Source organism: Weizmannia sp. WK01 (assembly GCF_025905465.1).
In the GTDB taxonomy this organism is placed as follows: domain Bacteria; phylum Bacillota; class Bacilli; order Bacillales; family Bacillaceae_C; genus Weizmannia; species Weizmannia faecalis.
The window spans coordinates 933286-952610 of the sequence record NZ_CP109616.1; the positions used below are offsets into that span (position 1 = coordinate 933286).

Below are 19325 nucleotides of genomic sequence, written 5' to 3' on the forward strand. Positions count from 1 at the left end.
CAGTGGCAATTTTTGAAACGGTCGAGCAGCTTGTAAACAAGGCTGTCCGTGCCGGGTTAATCGGGGAAGAAGACCGGGTGTATGCGAGAAACCAGGTGCTGTCACTTTTGCATCTGGATGAATTTCATGAACCGGAAGAAGGCGGGGCGGATCAGGATATTCCTGATCTCCTCCGCATCCTTGTCCGTTACGCGTGCGAAAAAGGCATCATTCAGGATGTATTGGATGAGAAAGACATTTTTGCAAGCCACATCATGAATGTGTTTACGCCGCGCCCGTCAACGGTAAACCATATTTTCCGGGAAAAATATGCGGAAAGCCCGGCTGAAGCGACCGATTATTTTTACGCATTAAGCAAACACAGCAATTATATCCAAACGAAGCAGATTGCGAAAAACATTGTATACAAGACGCCAACGGAATACGGCGATCTTGACATTACCATCAATCTTTCAAAACCGGAAAAAGACCCGAAGTCAATTGCCAGGGAAAAAAACGCCAAAAAAGGCCATTACCCGAAATGCCTGCTTTGTATGGAAAACGAGGGATATGCCGGCAGAACGGGGCATCCGGCACGGTCGAACCACCGGCTTATCCGCCTTACCCTCGGCGGCGAGCCGTGGTATTTGCAATATTCACCGTATGTATATTACAACGAACATTGCATCGTGCTGTCGGAAACGCACCGTGATATGAAAATCGACAAAGCGGCTTTTCAAAGATTGCTTGAATTTGTCGGGAGGTTCCCGCATTATTTCCTTGGTTCAAATGCCGATCTGCCGATTGTCGGCGGTTCGATTTTGTCGCACGACCATTATCAGGGCGGGCGTTATGAATTTGCGATGGCAAAAGCGGCTGACGACTGGCAGTTTGAAATGAAGGCATTTCCGGATGTGGAAGCCGCCGTTATCAAATGGCCAATGTCGGTCATCCGGCTGCGAAGTGCAGAGGCGGCACGGCTTACAGAGGCCGCGGATCATATTTTGCAAATCTGGAAACAGTACAGCGATCCTTCCGCCGACATTCTCGCGGAAACAAACGGGACGCCGCATAACACGATTACGCCGATCGCAAGAAAACGCGCGGGCCGGTTTGAACTTGATCTTGTGCTCCGCAACAACCGGACAAGCGAAACCCATCCGCTTGGCATTTTCCACCCGCACGCCGAGGTCCATCATATTAAAAAAGAAAATATCGGGCTGATTGAAGTGATGGGGCTTGCGGTTCTGCCGGCACGGCTGAAAAATGAGCTGGCCGAAGTGGAGAAATATTTGCTCGGGCAGCCGAACGCCATTGCCGCCTACCATCTTGACTGGGCAAACGGTTTAAAGAAAAAATACGAAGGCACGGTGGCAGCGGAAAACGTGGAAGGCATCGTCCGCAACGAAGTGGGCAAAGTCTTCTTGCAAGTTTTGCAGCACGCCGGCGTCTTTAAACGGGACGAAAGAGGAAAACAGGCATTCCGGAATTTTTTGCGTAAGTTGTAGGCGGTCCGTTCCAACCTTTTTTTGCGCATGTTCACGGTGAAAGGGTGCGGGCTGCTAAACGCCTTCCGGAATGTACCGCGCACACCAAACAGCAGGCCGGTTTTTTACGTGGCTTTCAGGCCGGCTGCGGATTCCGGAAGCGATTGGCGCGGCCGCGGGGAACAGGAGCCGGCAACGCGTTCCAACATTTTTAGCATACGCTTTTGACGCATATAGGGGGCTGCAGATCACATTCCGTAACTTTTAGCTCAGACGGGTACACCGGGCCGTTTTATATGGCCCGCAATCTTTAACGGAAAAGGGCTGATCAAAATGGAAATAAAAAAGGCATTGTTTGGGGAATTGGAAGGGCGTCCGGTCCATGCTTATGAATTGAAAAATGACCGCGGCATATCTGTAACGGTGCTTGAATACGGTTGCATCATCAATAAGATCATCGTGCCGGACAAAAACGGCAAAGCGGAAAATATCGTGCTCGGGTATGACAACCTTGACGGCTACCTCCATGGTGTTCCGTATTTCGGCGCTATCATCGGCCGTATTGCCGGCAGGATCGCCGGAGCTTCTTTTGAACTGGACGGCAAAACATACAAGCTTTCTGCCAATGAAAACCGCAACCATCTCCATGGCGGCTTCAAAGGGTTTAACGCCGTCATCTGGGACAGCACACCCATTGAACAAGACGGCGCAGTTGGTGTGAAATTTACGCATATAAGCCCGGACGGCGAAGAAGGCTATCCCGGAAATCTCGATGCCACCGTGACCTATCTTTTAACAAATGAACAAGAACTGAAGCTGTCTTATCAGGCACATACGGATAAAAAAACGATCGTCAACATGACCAATCATGCATACTTCAATTTAAGCGGCGATATGAAACGCGATGTACGCGGGCACAAATTGCAAATCCCGAGTAACCGTGTGCTTGAACTTGGCCAGGAAACGCTGCCGACAGGGAAAACTTTCGATGTCACCGGCACCGCGTTCGATTTTCGGAACGGGCGAAAAATCGAAGACGGCACGGTATCAGATCATCCGCAAAACGTCCTTGTCGGAAACGGCTATGACCACGCGTTTTTATTGCCGGAAACGGAAAAAACGATCCGCTTAAAAGACGAAGAGAGCGGGCGCGTGCTGACGGTGGAAACCGACCAGCCTTGCGTCGTCGTTTATACTTGCAATACAATGGGCAATGACGAATATGAAATCCGCGGCCGCAAGCCTTCAGATTATTTGGCGGTCTGCCTTGAGACGCAGGGTGTGCCGGATGCGATCCATCACCCTGAATACCCGTCTGTGATTCTAGAGCCGGGTGAAACATACCGTGCCCATACAAAATGGATTTTTGGTTGAAAAAGATTGAGGTGTAAGCATGGCAACGATTAAAGATATTGCAGAGAAGGCGGGTGTTTCCATTTCAACGGTTTCACGCGTGCTGAATAACGACCCGTCACTTTCCGTTAGTGACGATACGAAAAAAAGAATCTTTGAAGCGGCTGAAGCGCTTTCCTACAAGAAAAAAACAGCCCGGAAACCGGAAAAAATTAAAATTGCGCTAGTGTACTGGTATACGGAACAAGAAGAGCTGAATGATTTGTATTATTTATCGATCAGAATGGGCATTGAAGCACGCTGCAGCATGAAAAATATCCGGCTGACGAAATACGATTTGACGCATTTGGAAGAGATGGGGAAAGAGCAAATCCAGGGCATTATTGCTGTCGGGAAATTCAGCCTGGCGCAAGTGGAGAAGCTTCTCTCTGTTACCCCGAATATCGTATTTGTCGACTGCTCGCCTGACGACAACCGCTTTGATGCTGTTGTGGCCGATTTTGAAAAAGCGACAGAAAAAGTGCTCGCCTATTTTACGGAAAAAGGCCATACACAAATCGGCTTTATCGGCGGCAGGGAAAATTATAAAGATGCGTCCGCCACGATTGAGGATCCGCGCGAAACGGCGTTCAGGCGCTGGATGCAGGCAGCAGGCCGCTGGAATGAAAAATGGGTATATATCGGTGCGTTTTCGACTGAAGACGGATACCAGTTGATGAACGAGGCGATCCGCGAACACGGGGACGCGCTTCCGACCGCTTTTTTTGCCGCCAATGATGCGATTGCGATCGGGTGCCTTAAGGCGCTTGCGGAAAACAACATCCCGGTGCCCGGCCGCGTGAGCCTTATCGGCGTCAATGACATCTCGCTGTCCAAATATGTTTTCCCGCCGCTTTCTACTGTGAAAGTGTATACGGAATTGATGGGCGAGACAGCAGTCGATACGCTGCTGGAACGTTTGGAAGGCAGAACCGTTGCAAAGAAAATTTTTATTGCCACAAAACTTGTTTGCCGCAAAAGCGGATGAGTGAGTGGGAAAGCGGGTAAAAATGATTTTGAGGCTGTCTGTTGCGATCTTGGTTTTGGAATGGTATGGCCGCGAACTTTACGGAAAGCGGAGTAAATTTTAGGGCAGATGATGCAAAGGTGCCGAAGCAGTGCAGGTCCCGGTTTCAATAATAGCGGGGGCACGAAAGAAAATGGGCGGGCTTTGCGAAAAGTAGAGTAGCGATTAAGGCAGGCTTTGCAAATGCATCGGGGCAGTGCGAGTATAGGTTGCTGTTTCGAAATGGCATATATTGCAAACAAAACCGCCGCAAACCTGTCGTAAGTGGGCAGGATTTTAGGGCAGATGATGCAATGCCTTGAAGCATTGCAAGTACCTGCTTCAAAAATAGCAGTGGCGCGAAAGAATGGCCGCGGCTTTGCGAAAAGTAGAGTAGCGATTAAGGCAGGTTTTGCAAATGTATCGAGCAGTGTGGATCCCGGCTCCAGCCCGGTTCCAGGCTGCAGCACTTGCCTCGTGCAAAGCGGAGGCCCGCATAAAGCCGGGGCCGCATGCATATAATAGAAGCATGCACGAATGCGCCGGGACGGTTTGCACACTTGCCTGCATACGTTAACGCAGCAGGGCCGGTCCCCTTTTTTGTGTTAAAGTGTGTTATACTAAACATAAGAAGGGAGTCTTTTATGATGGCATATTTTAATAACCAGAAGGAGCCGGTGCCTGAGGTGGAAACGACCGTATGGGCCTGCACAAACGATGATTGCAACGGTTTTATGCGTGAAAACTTTACTTTTGAAGAAAAGCCGCACTGCCCGCTCTGCCACTCCGATATGAAAAAAGAAGTACGCGTGCTGCCAGTTATCGGAAGTTAAAAAAACAGTTATTTTTTGTTGCCATTTTTCGGGCCTGTTGAAACCCCTGTTTTCAACGGGTTTTTTACTATCTGCGGGAATCGTTAAGCCATTTTTTGTAAAACCCGATTGCGCGCGGTCTCCAGCATACAAAAGGGGTGCCATGAAAGCACCCCTTTATCTCACTTTTTTTCTTTCCATTCGGCGAATATCTCATCCGCGATTTCTTCCAGAGATTTCACTTTGCCGTGCGGGTTTTGCGATTCTTTCCGGACTTTCCACTGTCGTTCTTCTTCGCGCTTTGATTTACTCACTTGGATCACTCCTGTTTGCCATCTGTAAATTTCGCGAATCTTTTCATATCCTTATCCGTTTCAAGCGCTGTCACAGCAAACGGTTTATAAGGCTTATGTTCACTGAACAAGCCAACCTGGTTGCTCCCATGCGCATCATTGACAACCGTTTCCGCCTCATTGTCCCGATGCGTCACCTCACGTTTGTCAGGCATAGTATTTCCACTCCTTGTTCAAAATAAAATCATGTTTTCCGCCGATCAATGTTATAATTACCTATTATGAAGCAAACGATTTACGGAGGAGGAAACTGCTGCAATGGATTTAACACCAGGAACCGTTGCCGAACTTACGGTGGTGCGGGAAGCGCCGTTCGGTTATTTTTTATCTAACGGGACAGAAGACGTGCTCCTGCATCACCGGGATATTGTGGAACCCTTTGATCCGGAAGCGGTGCAAACGGTCTTTCTATATCAGGACCATCAGGGGAGGCTGGCCGCGACAAATGTGATTCCGGACATCCGATTGGGGACATACGGCTGGGCGGAAGTTGCCGGCACCAAAGAAAAACTTGGCGTTTTCGTTTCGATCGGAATTCACAAAGACATGCTTCTTTCTGTTGATGACTTGCCCCCGATCCGCTCGCTCTGGCCGGAAAAAGGCGATCGTTTATACATTACCCTTGATCTTGACAAACATGGGCGCTTATTCGCAAAATTAGCCGAAGAAAACATGGTCAGGGATTTAGCGAAACAAGCCGGTCGTGAAATGTGGAACAAAGATGTCACCGGGCATGTGTTCCGACTGACAAAAGCGGGTTCTTCAATCATAACCGATGAGGGCTTTATTGGCTTCATCCATGAATCACAGCGCAAAAACGAACCGCGCCTCGGGCAGAAAGTGGAAGGCCGCGTCATTGATGTAAAAGAAGACGGGACACTGAATGTCTCGCTTTTGGGGCGCGCTTATGAAGCATTGGATAAAGATGCGGAAAATATCCTTGCCTATATGGATTCCCGCGGCGGAAAAATGCCGTATTGGGATAAAAGCATGCCGGAAGAGATTCAGGAGCGGTTTGGCATCAGCAAAGCGGCGTTTAAACGTGCGCTCGGCCGTCTGATGAAAAACGGCACCGTCTATCAAGAAGAAGGCTGGACTTATCGGAAGGAGGGAAAGTAATGGCAGCTCCAAGGTTGAAACGCATTCACCATATTGCCATCATTTGTTCCGATTATGCAAAATCAAAGCATTTTTATGTCGATTGCCTCGGATTGGAGCCGGTGCGGGAAGTATATCGGAAAGAGCGGGATTCCTACAAACTGGATCTTTCGGTCGGCGGCGTATATCAGATCGAGCTGTTTTCCTTTCCGAATCCGCCCGCGCGTCCGTCATTTCCGGAAGCTGCGGGCTTGCGGCATCTTGCATTTGAAACGGACGATGTAGAAGCGGATAAAAAGCGGCTTGAAGAAATGGGCATTCAAGTAGAAGACATCCGCATTGACCCGCTTACAGATAAAAAATTCACCTTTTTCCAGGATCCCGACGGTCTTCCGATCGAATTGTATGAAAGCTGACCTGTTACTGCGGATGAAAAAATTTGCAGACAAACGGCCGGTGCAAAAAAACAGATTGGCAGATAAAGAAATAGAAAACGCCCCCGTATAAACACTAAAATTTGGCAAACAAAAAAGCGGCATCCGGACAGCAAAAAAATGGCAGGCAAGAAACGAAAAATGGTTCCAAATGGGCAAAAAATTTTTCGCTCAGAAGATAGCTGAAGACAAACGGCCGATTGAAAAACACGGGGATACCGGGACAGCAAAAAATGGCAGGCAAGAAACGAAAAATGGTTCCAAATGGGCAAAAAATTTTGCATGCAGAAGATAGCTGAAGACAAACGGCCGATTGAAAAACACGGGGATACCGGGACAGCAAAAAATGGCAGGCAAGAAACGAAAAATGGTCCCAAATGGGCAAAAAATTTTGCGTGCAGAAGATAGCTGAAGACAAACGGCCGGTGCAAAAACACGGGGATACCGGGACAGCAAAAAATGGCAGGCAAGAAATGAAAAACGTCCCCAAACGGGCAAAAAAATTTTGCGTGCGGAAAGCAAATGGCCGGTGCAAAAACACGGGATAACCGGCGCGGGTGCAGGAGCGGTATGCTATAATGAAAAGGACTGAAAATGCTTTGTTCATATTTGAGCAAAGGATTGCCTTTCAAGGAGGAAGATTTGAATGAGCGAGCCTTTATTTCTTGAACCGGTTTTTAAAGAAAGAATTTGGGGAGGAACCGCGCTGAGGGACCGGTTTGGTTACCGCATCCCGTCTGACCATACAGGGGAGTGCTGGGCTATTTCCGGCCATCCGAACGGCCCGTCGACTGTAAAAAACGGTGAATTTGCCGGCAAAACCTTGATGGAACTGTGGGAAGAAAGACGTGACTTGTTCGGCGGAATGTCTGGAAAAGGATTCCCGCTCCTGACGAAAATTCTCGATGCAAATGCAGATTTATCGGTTCAGGTTCACCCGGATGATGCATACGCCAATGAACACGAAAACGGAGAACTTGGCAAAACGGAATGCTGGTACATCATTGATTGCAAGGAAGACGCACAGCTCGTTTACGGGCATCATGCCAAAACGAAAGAAGAATTCGTCCGCCTGGTTGAAGAAGGAAAATGGGACAGCCTGCTGCGCAAAGTGCCGATTCACCCGGGGGACTTTTTCTATGTGCCGAGCGGGACGATTCATGCTCTTTGTGAAGGGACGCTTGTGCTCGAAACGCAGCAAAGCAGTGATACAACGTACCGCGTTTATGACTACGACCGGACGGATGCTGCCGGCAACAAACGTGAACTGCATTTGCAAAAAGCCATTGATGTTACAACGATACCGCACCGGGATGCCGCAGTCCTCCCCCGTACGGAAGAAAAACCGGGTGTTACCATCACAACGTTTGCAAAGGAAGCCTTTTTCTCTGTATATAAATGGGATGTAAAAGGAACCGCATCGTTTACCCAAAACAAACCGTTCGAACTGGCCAGCGTGCTTGACGGGGAAGGGGCCATGAAAGCCGACGGAAAAACTTATCCGCTTGAAAAAGGGATGCATTTTCTGCTGCCGTCCGGATTTGGCCATTTTGAACTGGAAGGTCATCTGACGCTGATCATATCCCATCCGTAAACTGTCTGTCTATCAAGAATATTGCAGCAAACGGCAGAAAACCGATATAATGAAAAATACATGACAACTGAGTATGGGGGAGACGTTGAAAATGCCAATCAATATACCGAAAGATTTACCTGCCGGAGAGCTGCTGAGACAAGAGAAAATTTTTGTGATGGATGAGGACAGGGCGAGAACGCAGGATATCCGTCCGCTGAATATATTAATCTTAAATTTAATGCCGGAAAAAGAAAAGACGGAGTTGCAGCTGCTGCGCCTTCTTGGCAATACGCCGTTGCAGGTCAACATCACTTTTCTCCGGACGTCGACTTACCAATCCAAAAACGTCAGCAGCTACCATTTAGAACATTTTTACACGGTTTTTGACGAGGTGAAAAGCCGCCGTTTTGACGGGATGATTATTACCGGTGCCCCGGTTGAAAAAATGGATTTCGAAGCGGTGGATTATTGGGACGAGCTGAAGCAAATCATGGATTGGACCAAAACCAATGTCACGTCGACATTACATATTTGCTGGGGCGCGCAGGCTGCATTGTACTACCATTACGGCATTGAGAAGTACGAACTGCCGGAAAAGTGTTTCGGCATTTTCAAACACCGCTTGTTTTTGCCGATGGTCAAGCTGGTCCGCGGATTTGATGAGGTTTTTAACGCGCCCCATTCCCGCTATACGGATGTTGCACGCGGAGCCATTGAAAACCATTCGGAACTGCAGCTCGTTTCCATATCGGAAGAGGGTGCGCCATTCATTGTGATGGACGAAAACGGGAAAAATATTATGATCACCGGCCATTTGGAATATGACGCTACAACCCTTGCTGATGAATATGTGCGCGATCAGCAAAGGGGCCTTGGTACCGCCCTCCCGAAAAATTATTTTCCGAATAACGATGCCAATGAGAGGCCGCTCCATACATGGCGCTCGCACAGCTACTTACTTTTTTCCAATTGGCTGAACTATTATGTATACCAAGAAACACCATACCAATGGTAAACAAAGAGCTGTCCCACAAACAGGGGCGGCTTTTTTGGTGCTTGGGGATTTCAAAAGAAAGTTACCGTTCGATTCAGCTGGCTTTTGTTCCTTTGAAGCTTGCTAAAGGACAATGCGTAAACGGCAAAAAGCCCCCAACTGCTATCAGAAGCATCCCAAAAAAAGAGGCAGCCCCGCGTATCAGGACAGCCCCTTTTCGCTTTCCGCTTTCGGAACCGCGAAAGAGAGAAGAAAACAAACAAGTGAAATTATGGCAAGCAGGATGAAGATCGAATGAATGCCTGAAAAAAGCACATGCCGCAGCCAATCGCGCGCCGCTTCCGAAAACCGGCCTGCACTTTCCGGATTGATCAGCCTGTTCAGCGAATTCGTCGTAAACCCGCCCGGATTGTCTTTCGCAAGTTCCTCGGCAACTTTTGCATTGAAATACGTACCGAATACAGCGGAACCGGCCGACTGCCCGAGATTCCGGAAAAATGTATTCGATGCCGTCGCCGCCCCGCGCAAAGACCAGTCCACCGCCGACTGAACCGAAACGAGCGAGATCGTCATCACAATCCCGAACCCGAACCCGGAAATGGCGGAGAAAACGTAAAAACTCCATTCCTGCGTTCCCAATGAAAACAAGCTGAGCCAGGCAGTGCTTCCCAAGATGAAGGCCATCCCCGTTAAAAACGCCAAACGGTCCCCGTATTTCAACTGAAGCCTTCCGCCGGCAAAAGAGCCGAGCATCCACAAGACGGGACTCGGTGCCAGCATAAGGCCGGAAAGCGTTGCGCCATGCCCTTCAAGCCCTTGGATCCACATCGGAATATATACGTTAATCCCCATCAGAACGGCACTACCCAAAAAACAAACCAGATTTGAAACCGAAATGGCCCGGACGTGGAACAACGAAAGCGGCATTAATGGATCCGGATGCCGGTACTCAATCAAAATGAATAAACCAAGGAGAATAACACTGCCAGCTAACAATCCCAAAATCACCGGGTTTCCCCAGTCGCTTGTATCCCCGCCTTTTTGCAGGGCGTAAAGCAACGCGAGCATCCCGGCGGAAAAGGTGGCAGCCCCCCATACATCAATCGCATTTTCCGTTTTTTCCACCGGCTCATGTAAAAACAGGATGACCATCAAAACGGAAATCAGACCAAACGGCAGATTGATGAAAAAGATCCAGTGCCAGGTGAGCTGGTCGACAAAGAAACCGCCGAAAAGAGGCCCGATGACACCGGCAATGCCCCATGCCGCGCCCATAAACCCGAGCATTTTCGCCCGTTTTTCATGCGGATAAATATCGGCAACAATGGTATTCGTAACCGGCATGATCGCCCCGGCCCCGATTCCTTGAATGGCACGGAACACAATCAGCTGGCCCATCGAACCGGCAAGCCCGCACAACGTCGAACCGGCAAGAAAAACAACGGTGCCGGCTGTGAAAATTTTTTTGCGACCGTACAAATCCGCAAGCTTCCCGAAAATTGGAACCGTTACTGCTGAAGTGAGCAAATAAATGGCAAATACCCAGTTCATCACGCCGATCCCTTTCAGGTCGCTCACAATCCGCGGCATCGCGGTGCTGACAATCGTCCCCTCAATGGCTGTTAAAAAGGTAGCCACAAACAGGGCGATTGTGACCGTCTTGACATTGGTTTGTTTCATAAAAAGTCCTCCATGATTTGTTCGTTCTGCACTTTTTCTAGTATATATCAACTTGCCGCGGAAAAATAGATTTCTAGACTCAGGAAAGAATCTGCATAAAAAGAAATCATTTCCCCATAATAAAGATTGACATCTGACACATCATGAATGATAATTGGTATAGACAACTATATAAATTTTAAAAAAGAGGTGTTTTCCGTTGACGGAAAAAGTGCTGATCCACAGCAATCTTTATACAGGGAATGAACATATTGCAGACGGATTTATCCGGTTTACAGATAAAATCATTGAAACCGGCAAAATGGCAGATTACCGGCCGAAAGCAGGGGAAGAAGTGATCGACGGGAAAGGGATGACAACTATCCCGGGCATGATTGATGTCCATATCCATGGCGGCTATGGCATTGATGCGATGGATGCCGATCCGGAGGCGCTCGTTACATTAAGCCAAAAGTTGCGGCAGGAAGGGGTGACTTCCTTTTTCGCGACAACGATGACCCAGGATTACGGAAAAATCGAAGCCGCCTTGCGCGCCGTTAAAGTGGCAAAAGAAAAAGGGGGCACAACGATCGAAGGCATTCATCTCGAAGGGCCGTTTGTTTCGAAAAAAAGAGCGGGGGCCCAGCCGCTTGAATATATTAAGGCGCCGGACACGGAACTGTTTTTAAAGTGGGTTGAAGCTTCTGGCAATCTCATTAAGCTTGTCACCTATGCCCCTGAAAATGAAGGTGCACGGGCATTTGAAAATGTGATGATTGAACGCGGCATCGTGCCTTCCATGGGCCATTCAGATGCCGTCCGTGCTGAACTTTTACAAAGCAAGGCAACACACGCGACCCATCTTTATAATGGCATGCGCGGCCTGCACCACCGCGAGCCTGGCGTTGCGGGGCATGCGTTGCTGTCGCCTTATGTACAAGTTGAACTGATTGTTGACGGTATCCATGTGCATCCGGATATGGTGAAGTTCACGTATGAAATAAAAGGGCCGGAAAAAATCTCCGTCATTACTGATGCGATGCGGGCGAAAGGGCTGCCGGACGGGGAGTCGGAGCTCGGCGGCCAGAAAGTGCTGGTGAAAAATGGGGAAGCCCGGCTTGAAAATGGTGCGCTTGCCGGCAGCATCTTAAAGATGGACGATGCATTCCGCAACATTATGAAATTTACCGGCTGTTCGATTGCAGAAGCGGTACAGATGACTTCCGTGAACCAGGCGCGCGAGTTTGGCCTCGAACAAAAAGGAAGTCTCACGGCCGGGAAAGATGCCGATTTCGTACTGCTGGATGAACAATTACGAGCGAAAGCAACGTATCACCTTGGAGAGCGGAAATAACCAGTCGCGCAGTAAAAGAGTCTTACAACCAGTAAAGATCTGGTAAAAAAACATATCATCTTTGAAAGCGGGGATAAAAATGGATGTGCATATTTTTAAAACAAGCGATGAAGCAGCAAAATACGCCTATGAACTGATCGAAAAAGGGATTCGGGAAGGGCAAATCCGCACGCTCGGGCTTGCAACGGGCGGCACGCCGCTGAAGCTGTATGCTTACATGCGGCATGCCGGACTGGACGTTTCAAACGTTACCACTGTGAATCTTGACGAATATGTGGGCCTCAAAGATACCGATGAACACAGCTACCGTTATTACATGGAAAAAGAACTGTTTTCGCATATGAATTTTAAACAATCGTATCTGCCTGATGGAACGGCGGAAGACCTCGAAGAAGAATGTGCAAGGTATGAAAGAATTTTAAAAACGCATCCGGTCGACCTACAAGTGCTCGGCATCGGTAAAAACGGGCACATCGGCTTTAATGAACCGGGCACTTCCTTCGATTCCAGAACCCATATTGTCGAACTGACCGAATCGACGCGGGAAGCAAACCGGCGCTTTTTCGAAAGAGAAGAAGATGTGCCGGATCGCGCCCTTTCGATGGGGATTGCTTCGATTATGGACGCGAAAAAAATCGTACTGCTGGCATTCGGCAAAAGTAAGGCTGAAGCGGTCCGCAGCATGATCAAAGGGCCGGTGGACGAAGCCTGCCCGGCATCCGTTCTGCAAATGCATCCGAATGTCGTTGTCGTTGCCGATGAAGATGCCGCTTCTTTGCTGGAGGATGCCGGGAAGCGCCATGATTGACAAAACCTCCCCGATCCCGATTTACTTTCAAATTCAGGAAGAAATCCGGAAGAAAATCAGGGAGGGGGAATGGAAAACAGGCGAAGCCATTCCGTCTGAACGGGTGTTAAGCGATCTTTTTGAAGTGAGCAGAATGACAGTCCGCCAGGCGGTACAAGGTTTGGTGGATGAAGGCATTTTAATGAGAAAACGGGGAAGCGGCACGTTTATCAGCGAACATAAGGTGGAGCAGCCTTTGGAAGGGCGGATGAGTTTTACGCGGCTGATGGAAGAGCGCGGGATGAAAGCTTCGAATAAAATCGTGGCGTTTTTTGAAAGGGAAGCCTCCGTGCAGGAAATGGAGGCACTCACGCTGAAAGAGCCGGAAAACGTTCTTCATATCGAGCGGCTCCGCTACGGGGATGAGATCCCGATTGTATTCGAATCGATCATCACCCCGGCAAGGATTGCGGCAGGGCTTACTGAAGAAAAATTAAACCGTTCTTTCTACCAGTTTCTTGAACGGGAAAAGGGATTGCGGCTCGGAAAAGGGTACCAGACAATCGAAGCCGTTGCGGCGAGCGCACGGCTGGCAAAACTGTTAAAAGTGGCCCCGGGTTCACCGGTGCTGTCCATTGAACGCGTGACTTCGCTTTCAGACGGTACACCGTTTGAATATGTCAAAGCGCAATACGCCGGCAGCCGCTTTAAATTTTATATGTAAGAAGAATCAAATCGGGGCAAGCCGGTTCAGATGCAAAAAAACCGCGGAAGATCCGCGGTTTTTTTGGTTCAATTTATAGAACATTAATAGAAACGTTTATAGCTGTCAAAATGGGATTTCCAGTACGTGTAGCCGACAGAAGAAACAGATACGCCATCGGAATTCGCGGCGATAAACCGGCCGCCGCCGAGATAGATACCAACATGCGTGATCGCGCTCGGATTGGTTCCATACGTGCCTTCAAAGAAGACGAGATCTCCTGCCTTTGGGCTGTTCACATAGTAAGAACGGTTATAAAGGCCTGCTGCGGACATGCGGGAAATGCTGTACCCGGCTTTTTTGTATACATAATAGATAAAACCGCTGCAGTCAAATCCGGACGGGCTCGTACCACCCCAAACATACGGCGTGCCGATTAAGCTGTTCGCAATGCTGATTAAAGAAGATACAGAATGGGTACTGCCTGAAGTTGTATCGACTGTTGTGACCGATTTGGAAGAATCGGACGGACTGCCGGTTACTTTCAGCTTCTGGCCGGCATAAATCAAGTCGGAACTCAGATTGTTCAAAGATTTAAGCTTACTGACGGTGATTCCGTACTGTTTGCTAATGCCGGACAATGTGTCTCCGCTTTTTACCGTGTATGTAGCCGTAGCCGTGGAACCGGAACTGTTTGAACTTGCAGCGCCTGCCGTTCCCGATGTGGAGGAACCGGATGAGCTGCTACCGGTTACTTTTAGCTTCTGACCGGAAAAAATCAAATCGGAACTTAAATTGTTCAAAGATTTTAGCTTGCTGACAGTTGTCCCAAACTGTTTGCTAATGCCGGATAATGTGTCTCCGCTTTTTACTGTGTATGTAGTCGTGGAACTGGAACTGCCGGTTGAACGCGAACTGCTGCTTGAACTGGACGAGGAAGCGGAATCTGCCCCTTTGGAAACAGCCAATACGTCACCGGGATGGATCAGCGATGAAGAGAGCTTGTTCCAGCTCATTAAGTTTGAAACCGATATGCCGTGGTTTAAGGCAATCGTGCTCAATGTATCCCCCGGCTTGACCGTGTACGTTTTGGCAGAAGAGGATGGGGCCGAAACAGAACGGGCCGAAGCTTTTGCCTTGGACGCTGAAACGTTCAGTACCTGGTTCGGGTAAATCGTGTCAGATGCCAAATGGTTGGTTGATTTCAATGCATCAACGGACGTATTATACTTCTTTGCAATTTTCCAGAGGGAATCCCCTTTTTGGACTTTATATGTCTGGGCAAATGCCTGCGATGTAAACGAAGTGGCCAGAATGGTTGTAGCGGCAACAGAAAAGACAGTTTTCTTTCTCACACTCGTGTAACCTCCATTTATATTTTTATCTCTCTATTTAACATTCTATCAAAATTTTTTCACAATGGTACCCCATTTCGGCATTTTATAGGAAAAGATTGCACTTTTTTCCAATGAAAGCGGCAGAAATAGCGAAATTTGTTAAGATATCCGGCAAAATCGAAGGTCTTTCTTAACATAGAGTTCGTCTACGTTAAGATACCCGGGAAAACTGAGGGTCTTCCTTAACATAGAGCGGTTCTACGTTAAGATATCCATAAAAATTCCGCGTCTTCCTTAACGTAGAAGCGTTCTATGTTAAGATACCCGGCAAAACCGAGGGTCTCCCTTAACCTAGAGCGCGACTACGTTAAGATATCCGCAAAAATTTTCTCGCTTCCTTAACATAGAGTGCGTCTACGTTAAGATACCCGGCAAAATCGAGGGTCTTCCTTAACCTAGAGTGCGTCTATGTTAAGATATCCGTCTGCTAAATCATTTGATCGGCAAATTTTTCCTGCATTTGTTCGGTTTTTGCCCGGAACTGCTCCGCCTGGGCAGCCGCTTCATTGAGCGTTTCTGCAATTGTATGATGGTCATTCGTTAAGCTTTCGATCGTCGCCGACATTTCTTCTAGGCTGGCGGAAGTTTCTTGAATGATGGCCGCGAGTTCGCTTGATGCGCCTTCCACGCCATGCGCCTTTTCGGTCACTTTTTTGGACAACGTATCGAATTCTTTAAACTTCTCAACCTGTCCGTTTAACGTTTTTAATAGTTTACGGAAATAGGTGGTTACATTTTGGCTTGATTCCGCTGTCGTCAAAATTTGTGTGCTGCTTAATTCCAGCTTATCCCGTGCCGCCGCGTTGCTCTGGTTCAAATCAGCCAAATTATGGTTAATTTTTTCGGTGGTTTCGTGTGTCGTTTCCGCAAGGCGCCGGATTTCATCGGCAACAATCGAAAACCCGCGGCCTGCTTCCCCAGCGCGGGCCGCTTCAATCGAAGCATTCAGCGCAAGCAGGTTCGTCTGTTCTGTAATTTGTTTGATGCTGTCGGTGAACGTATTCGTTTCTTCCACTTTTTGCGTTAACACTGTAAATGTGTTGTTCAGCTCCATAATCGTATCTACCACATCACTGATTTCAAGCGTTAAATTTTCTACCGCCTTTTCACCGGCTTTTGCCGTTTCCTGTGCTTCAAGCGATTCGTTTGTCAGTTCACCGGACATTTGTGTTAAAAATTCCATCGATTGCACCGTATCTCCGGCGTGTCCGGCAATTTGCGTAATCTGCTCACTTTGGGTTACACTGCCTTTAGAGATTTCATGAACGGCGGACTTCATTTCGTTTTGGGCATGTAAATTGGTCTGAATATTGTCGTTCACATTGGAAACGCGGTCAAGAATCTCCGCCATTTCCTGCCGGTAAGCCGAACCTTGATCTTCCATGGTTTGAAGGGTTTTCTTTATGGATAAAAGAAAAGAATCCATCAAATTTTGATGCAGGTAGATCATGGCGTATAATAAAATTGCGGTTAAAACATAGCAGAGCAAAGCGGTCGGGACCAGGTTATGAATGAGGCCCGAATCGGCGGCCGGCACCAAGTAGCTGGCAAGAAATCCGGCAATGCCAAGACCGGCTCCGATAAAGAAAAGGACATTTTCAAACTGCAATGCCGCATAAGCAAGCAGAAAGAAAAACAAAATGTCTACGGAAAAGCTGTTTTGAACAAAAAGGGTGGCATATATTCTGAACAAATAAGAAATGATGACGCTCGCATAAGAAAACAAGCGGAATTTTTTCATGGCGCGCCCGAGTGTAAAATACAGTGCCAGAAGAACAACGATTTCCACGCCGTACAGGACAGCCATTCCGGCCTCTTGTTTGTAAAGATATGTTACAAAAACGACCAGCAGGGCAACAAGCAGGGTAATAAACATGAGAAGACTTTTTTTGCGCATGTTGTCTGCTTTTAACTGTGTAATGATGTCCACGTTCTTACCTCCAAATCTAGTTCTTCTTATCTAACACAAATGTAACACAAAAACCGGCAAACTTCTCCATTTTTTTCTCAAAAGGTGGAAACTTGTCGTTGTCAGGGAGGAGATTTTTTGAGGAAATATGTATTTATCATCGGTTTGCTGCTCGGGGTTTTGGCGGCCCTTGCCGGTTGCGAAAAAACGCCGACACCGAATGAACGCCTTGCAGATTATGTAAAAGCATGGAAACAGGAAAAATTTGCGGAAATGTATCAAAGTTATTTATCGGCTTCCGCAAAAAAAACGTATGCGAAAAAAGATATGGCGGACCGGTACAAAAAAGTTTACGGGGACTTGAATGTTTCAGATTTAAATGTTTCATACCAATCGTTGGATAAAGATGCCTATAAAAACAAAGAGAAAGTTACCGTGCCGGTCAAAATTTCGTTCCAAACCTCAGCCGGCAAAGTCGCCTACAAGGATAAAGTGGCGCTTGTAAAGGAAAAACGGGACAAAAAAGAAAACTGGTATGTCAATTGGAAGCCGGATCTTATTCTCCCGCATTTGGCCAAAGGGGATACGATTAAAGTGTCCGACCAAAACGCTGTCCGCGGGGAAATTTTGGACCGAAACGGAAAAGCGTTGGCCAAAAACGGCAGCGTGTACCAAATCGGCGTCATTCCGGAACAATTGAAAGGGGATAAACAAGCGGATATGCAAAAAGCTGCCGACCTGCTTGGCATGTCAGCGGACGAAATCAAACAAAAACTGGACGAGGACTGGGTGCAGCCTCATTTGTTTGTCCCGTTAAAAAAAGTCCCGATGGAGAAGAAGGATCTCGTGAAAAAAGTCACCTCCATCCCGGGCTTTTCTTCGCAAACGGTTGGTGCCCGCGTTTATCCTTATGGGAAAGCCGCTGCGCATTTAACCGGTTATATCGGTGCGATCACTGGCGAAGAACTGAAAAAACTGCAAAAGAAAGGCTATACTGCGGAGAGTGTAGTCGGCAAGCGCGGGCTCGAACAGTTGTATGACCAAAAGCTCCGCGGCCAGGCAGGAGAAAAAATTTACATCGAGAAGCAGGACGGCAGCACCTATACCGTTGCTGAGCAAAAAGTGAAAAACGGCGAAAATATCAAAGTCACCATCGATGCCGAATTGCAACAGAAAATTTTCAATCAAATGAAGGGGGATGCCGGCACGGCAGCGGCCATCCATCCGAAAACGGGTGACGTGCTTGCCCTTGTAAGCACGCCTGCTTTTGACCCAAATGATTTTATTTCAGGCATGTCTTCTTCCACTTACACGAAACTTGAAAAAGATCCTGATAAGCCGCTCATTAACCGGTTTGCCCTTACGTATGCGCCGGGTTCAACAATCAAGCCGGTCACTGCGGCTATCGCGCTTGATACCGGGACGACAACAGCCGCGGCAACGAAAACCATTACAGGGACTTCGTGGCAAAAGAGCGCCGACTGGGGCAGCTATAAAGTGACCCGCGTCCACGCCAATAACAGCCCGGAAAACATGGAAAAAGCGCTCGTGTTATCCGATAATATCTTTTTTGCCCAAACCGCGCTTGATATCGGGGCGGACAAATTTGCAAAGGGCCTGAAGGGTTTCGGATTCGGGGAAGACATTCCGTTTGCGTATCCGTTGAAGGCATCGCAAATTTCGTCTACCGGCAAGTTCAGCAGTGACATCCAGCTTGCAGACACGGGTTATGGCCAGGGGCAGATGCAAATGAATATTCTCCATCTCGCCATCAGCTACACGCCGTTTTTAAACAGCGGCGATGAACTGAAGCCAAATTTGCTTGCAGGTGAAAAAACAAAAGTGTGGAAACATGCCGCAAGCAGTAAAATCACCGGGGAGATTTCCGGTATGCTCCGCCAGGTCGTTGCGGATCCGTCCGGCACGGCGCACGCTGCCAATATCTCCGGAGCGCAGCTTGCGGGGAAAACGGGCACCGCTGAACTGAAAAAGAGCCAAAAAGATCAAAGCGGCAAAGAAAACGGCTTTTTCGTCGTATATGACGAAAAGAACCCGAATATGCTTGTTGCGATGCTGATTGAAAATGTTAAACATCGCGGCGGCAGCGGGCTTGTCGTGAACAAAGCCGTAAATCTGTTTCAATAGTTAACTTTGCAAGGGCCATCCCCGCTGCAAAAAAGGTTAAAGCTTCATGCTATATAAATTGAAATAAAATTTGTGACGCGGGATGAGATAAGAAGACTGCGTTCTTTATAACGATCCATTCGGAGGGGAAAGCCTAAGCTCATTTTATATAGCGTGAAAGGGCGGCATCTCGGGGAGCGGCATGGATGCCGGTTGTCCAGCCGCCAAAAAGATTTGTTTGCTGATGCCGGCCACTTAAAC

17 protein-coding genes are annotated in these 19325 nt (G+C 48.1%); 12 read left to right on the forward strand and 5 right to left on the reverse strand.

What is annotated here, in order from left to right; translation table 11 throughout:
* The first annotated feature begins 2 nt into the window (after positions 1–2).
* The 4 genes from galT to OF158_RS04225 all read left to right on the forward strand — a co-directional run bounded on the left by galT (position 3) and on the right by OF158_RS04225 (position 4697).
* A complete protein-coding gene (galT, locus tag OF158_RS04210) occupies positions 3–1487 on the forward strand; it encodes a UDP-glucose--hexose-1-phosphate uridylyltransferase (protein WP_035182270.1) in 1485 nt (494 codons plus the stop codon).
* A gap of 312 nt (positions 1488–1799) precedes the next feature.
* On the forward strand, positions 1800–2840 hold the full coding sequence (locus OF158_RS04215) for an aldose epimerase family protein (RefSeq protein WP_017551613.1): 1041 nt from the start codon (positions 1800–1802) through the stop codon (positions 2838–2840).
* A 19-nt stretch (positions 2841–2859) separates the two neighbouring features.
* Positions 2860–3846 carry a LacI family DNA-binding transcriptional regulator gene (locus OF158_RS04220; protein WP_017551614.1) on the forward strand — a complete coding sequence of 329 codons (987 nt, stop codon included), beginning with the start codon at positions 2860–2862 and terminating at the stop codon, positions 3844–3846.
* Between the two features lie 662 nt (positions 3847–4508).
* A complete protein-coding gene (locus OF158_RS04225) occupies positions 4509–4697 on the forward strand; it encodes a cold-shock protein (RefSeq protein WP_014095913.1) in 189 nt (62 codons plus the stop codon).
* Between the two features lie 161 nt (positions 4698–4858).
* Here the strand turns inward: OF158_RS04225 and OF158_RS04230 are convergent, their stop codons facing one another.
* Positions 4859–4990, reverse strand: coding sequence for a DUF6254 family protein (locus OF158_RS04230; RefSeq protein ID WP_014095912.1), 132 nt, complete (start codon positions 4988–4990; stop codon positions 4859–4861).
* Between the two features lie 5 nt (positions 4991–4995).
* Entirely contained in the window at positions 4996–5184 is a 189-nt protein-coding gene (locus OF158_RS04235) for a hypothetical protein (protein WP_014095911.1), read from the reverse strand.
* A gap of 103 nt (positions 5185–5287) precedes the next feature.
* Between OF158_RS04235 and OF158_RS04240 the strand changes: the two genes are divergently transcribed.
* The 4 genes from OF158_RS04240 to metA all read left to right on the forward strand — a co-directional run bounded on the left by OF158_RS04240 (position 5288) and on the right by metA (position 9152).
* The gene (locus OF158_RS04240; RefSeq protein WP_035182268.1) at positions 5288–6148 is read left to right on the forward strand and encodes a CvfB family protein; all 861 of its coding nucleotides are present in this window, start codon (positions 5288–5290) and stop codon (positions 6146–6148) included.
* Positions 6148–6543: an SMU1112c/YaeR family gloxylase I-like metalloprotein gene (locus OF158_RS04245; protein ID WP_035182266.1), complete on the forward strand. Its 396-nt coding sequence runs from the start codon at positions 6148–6150 to the stop codon at positions 6541–6543. The genes OF158_RS04240 and OF158_RS04245 overlap by 1 nt, the downstream gene beginning before the upstream one ends.
* 664 nt (positions 6544–7207) lie before the next feature.
* Positions 7208–8155, forward strand: a complete 948-nt coding sequence (gene manA, locus OF158_RS04250) for a mannose-6-phosphate isomerase, class I (protein WP_017551620.1) — start codon at positions 7208–7210, stop codon at positions 8153–8155.
* Positions 8156–8246: 91 nt separating this feature from the next.
* Positions 8247–9152 carry a homoserine O-acetyltransferase MetA gene (metA, locus tag OF158_RS04255; protein ID WP_014095907.1) on the forward strand — a complete coding sequence of 302 codons (906 nt, stop codon included), beginning with the start codon at positions 8247–8249 and terminating at the stop codon, positions 9150–9152.
* A 180-nt stretch (positions 9153–9332) separates the two neighbouring features.
* On the opposite strand, the gene OF158_RS04260 is transcribed toward metA, so the two are convergent.
* Positions 9333–10811, reverse strand: coding sequence for an MDR family MFS transporter (locus OF158_RS04260; protein ID WP_035182264.1), 1479 nt, complete (start codon positions 10809–10811; stop codon positions 9333–9335).
* A gap of 199 nt (positions 10812–11010) precedes the next feature.
* Here OF158_RS04260 and nagA point away from each other — a divergent pair, with 199 nt between their 5' ends.
* The 3 genes from nagA (at position 11011) to OF158_RS04275 (ending at position 13655) form a co-directional block, all read left to right on the forward strand.
* Positions 11011–12144: an N-acetylglucosamine-6-phosphate deacetylase gene (gene nagA / locus OF158_RS04265; protein WP_035182262.1), complete on the forward strand. Its 1134-nt coding sequence runs from the start codon at positions 11011–11013 to the stop codon at positions 12142–12144.
* Positions 12145–12229: 85 nt separating this feature from the next.
* On the forward strand, positions 12230–12952 hold the full coding sequence (gene nagB, locus OF158_RS04270; RefSeq protein WP_272864727.1) for a glucosamine-6-phosphate deaminase: 723 nt from the start codon (positions 12230–12232) through the stop codon (positions 12950–12952).
* The gene (locus tag OF158_RS04275; RefSeq protein WP_014095903.1) at positions 12945–13655 is read left to right on the forward strand and encodes a GntR family transcriptional regulator; all 711 of its coding nucleotides are present in this window, start codon (positions 12945–12947) and stop codon (positions 13653–13655) included. Before nagB ends, OF158_RS04275 begins: the two co-directional genes overlap by 8 nt.
* Positions 13656–13738: 83 nt before the next feature.
* Here OF158_RS04275 and OF158_RS04280 read toward each other — a convergent pair whose 3' ends face one another.
* On the reverse strand, positions 13739–14989 hold the full coding sequence (locus OF158_RS04280) for a C40 family peptidase (RefSeq protein ID WP_014095902.1): 1251 nt from the start codon (positions 14987–14989) through the stop codon (positions 13739–13741).
* 469 nt (positions 14990–15458) lie between these two features.
* Positions 15459–16961 (reverse strand): methyl-accepting chemotaxis protein, encoded by a 1503-nt coding sequence (locus tag OF158_RS04285; protein ID WP_035182261.1) that lies wholly within the window; start codon positions 16959–16961, stop codon positions 15459–15461.
* Between the two features lie 117 nt (positions 16962–17078).
* Between OF158_RS04285 and OF158_RS04290 the strand changes: the two genes are divergently transcribed.
* Positions 17079–19085: a penicillin-binding transpeptidase domain-containing protein gene (locus tag OF158_RS04290; protein ID WP_035182259.1), complete on the forward strand. Its 2007-nt coding sequence runs from the start codon at positions 17079–17081 to the stop codon at positions 19083–19085.
* Positions 19086–19325: the final 240 nt, after the last annotated feature.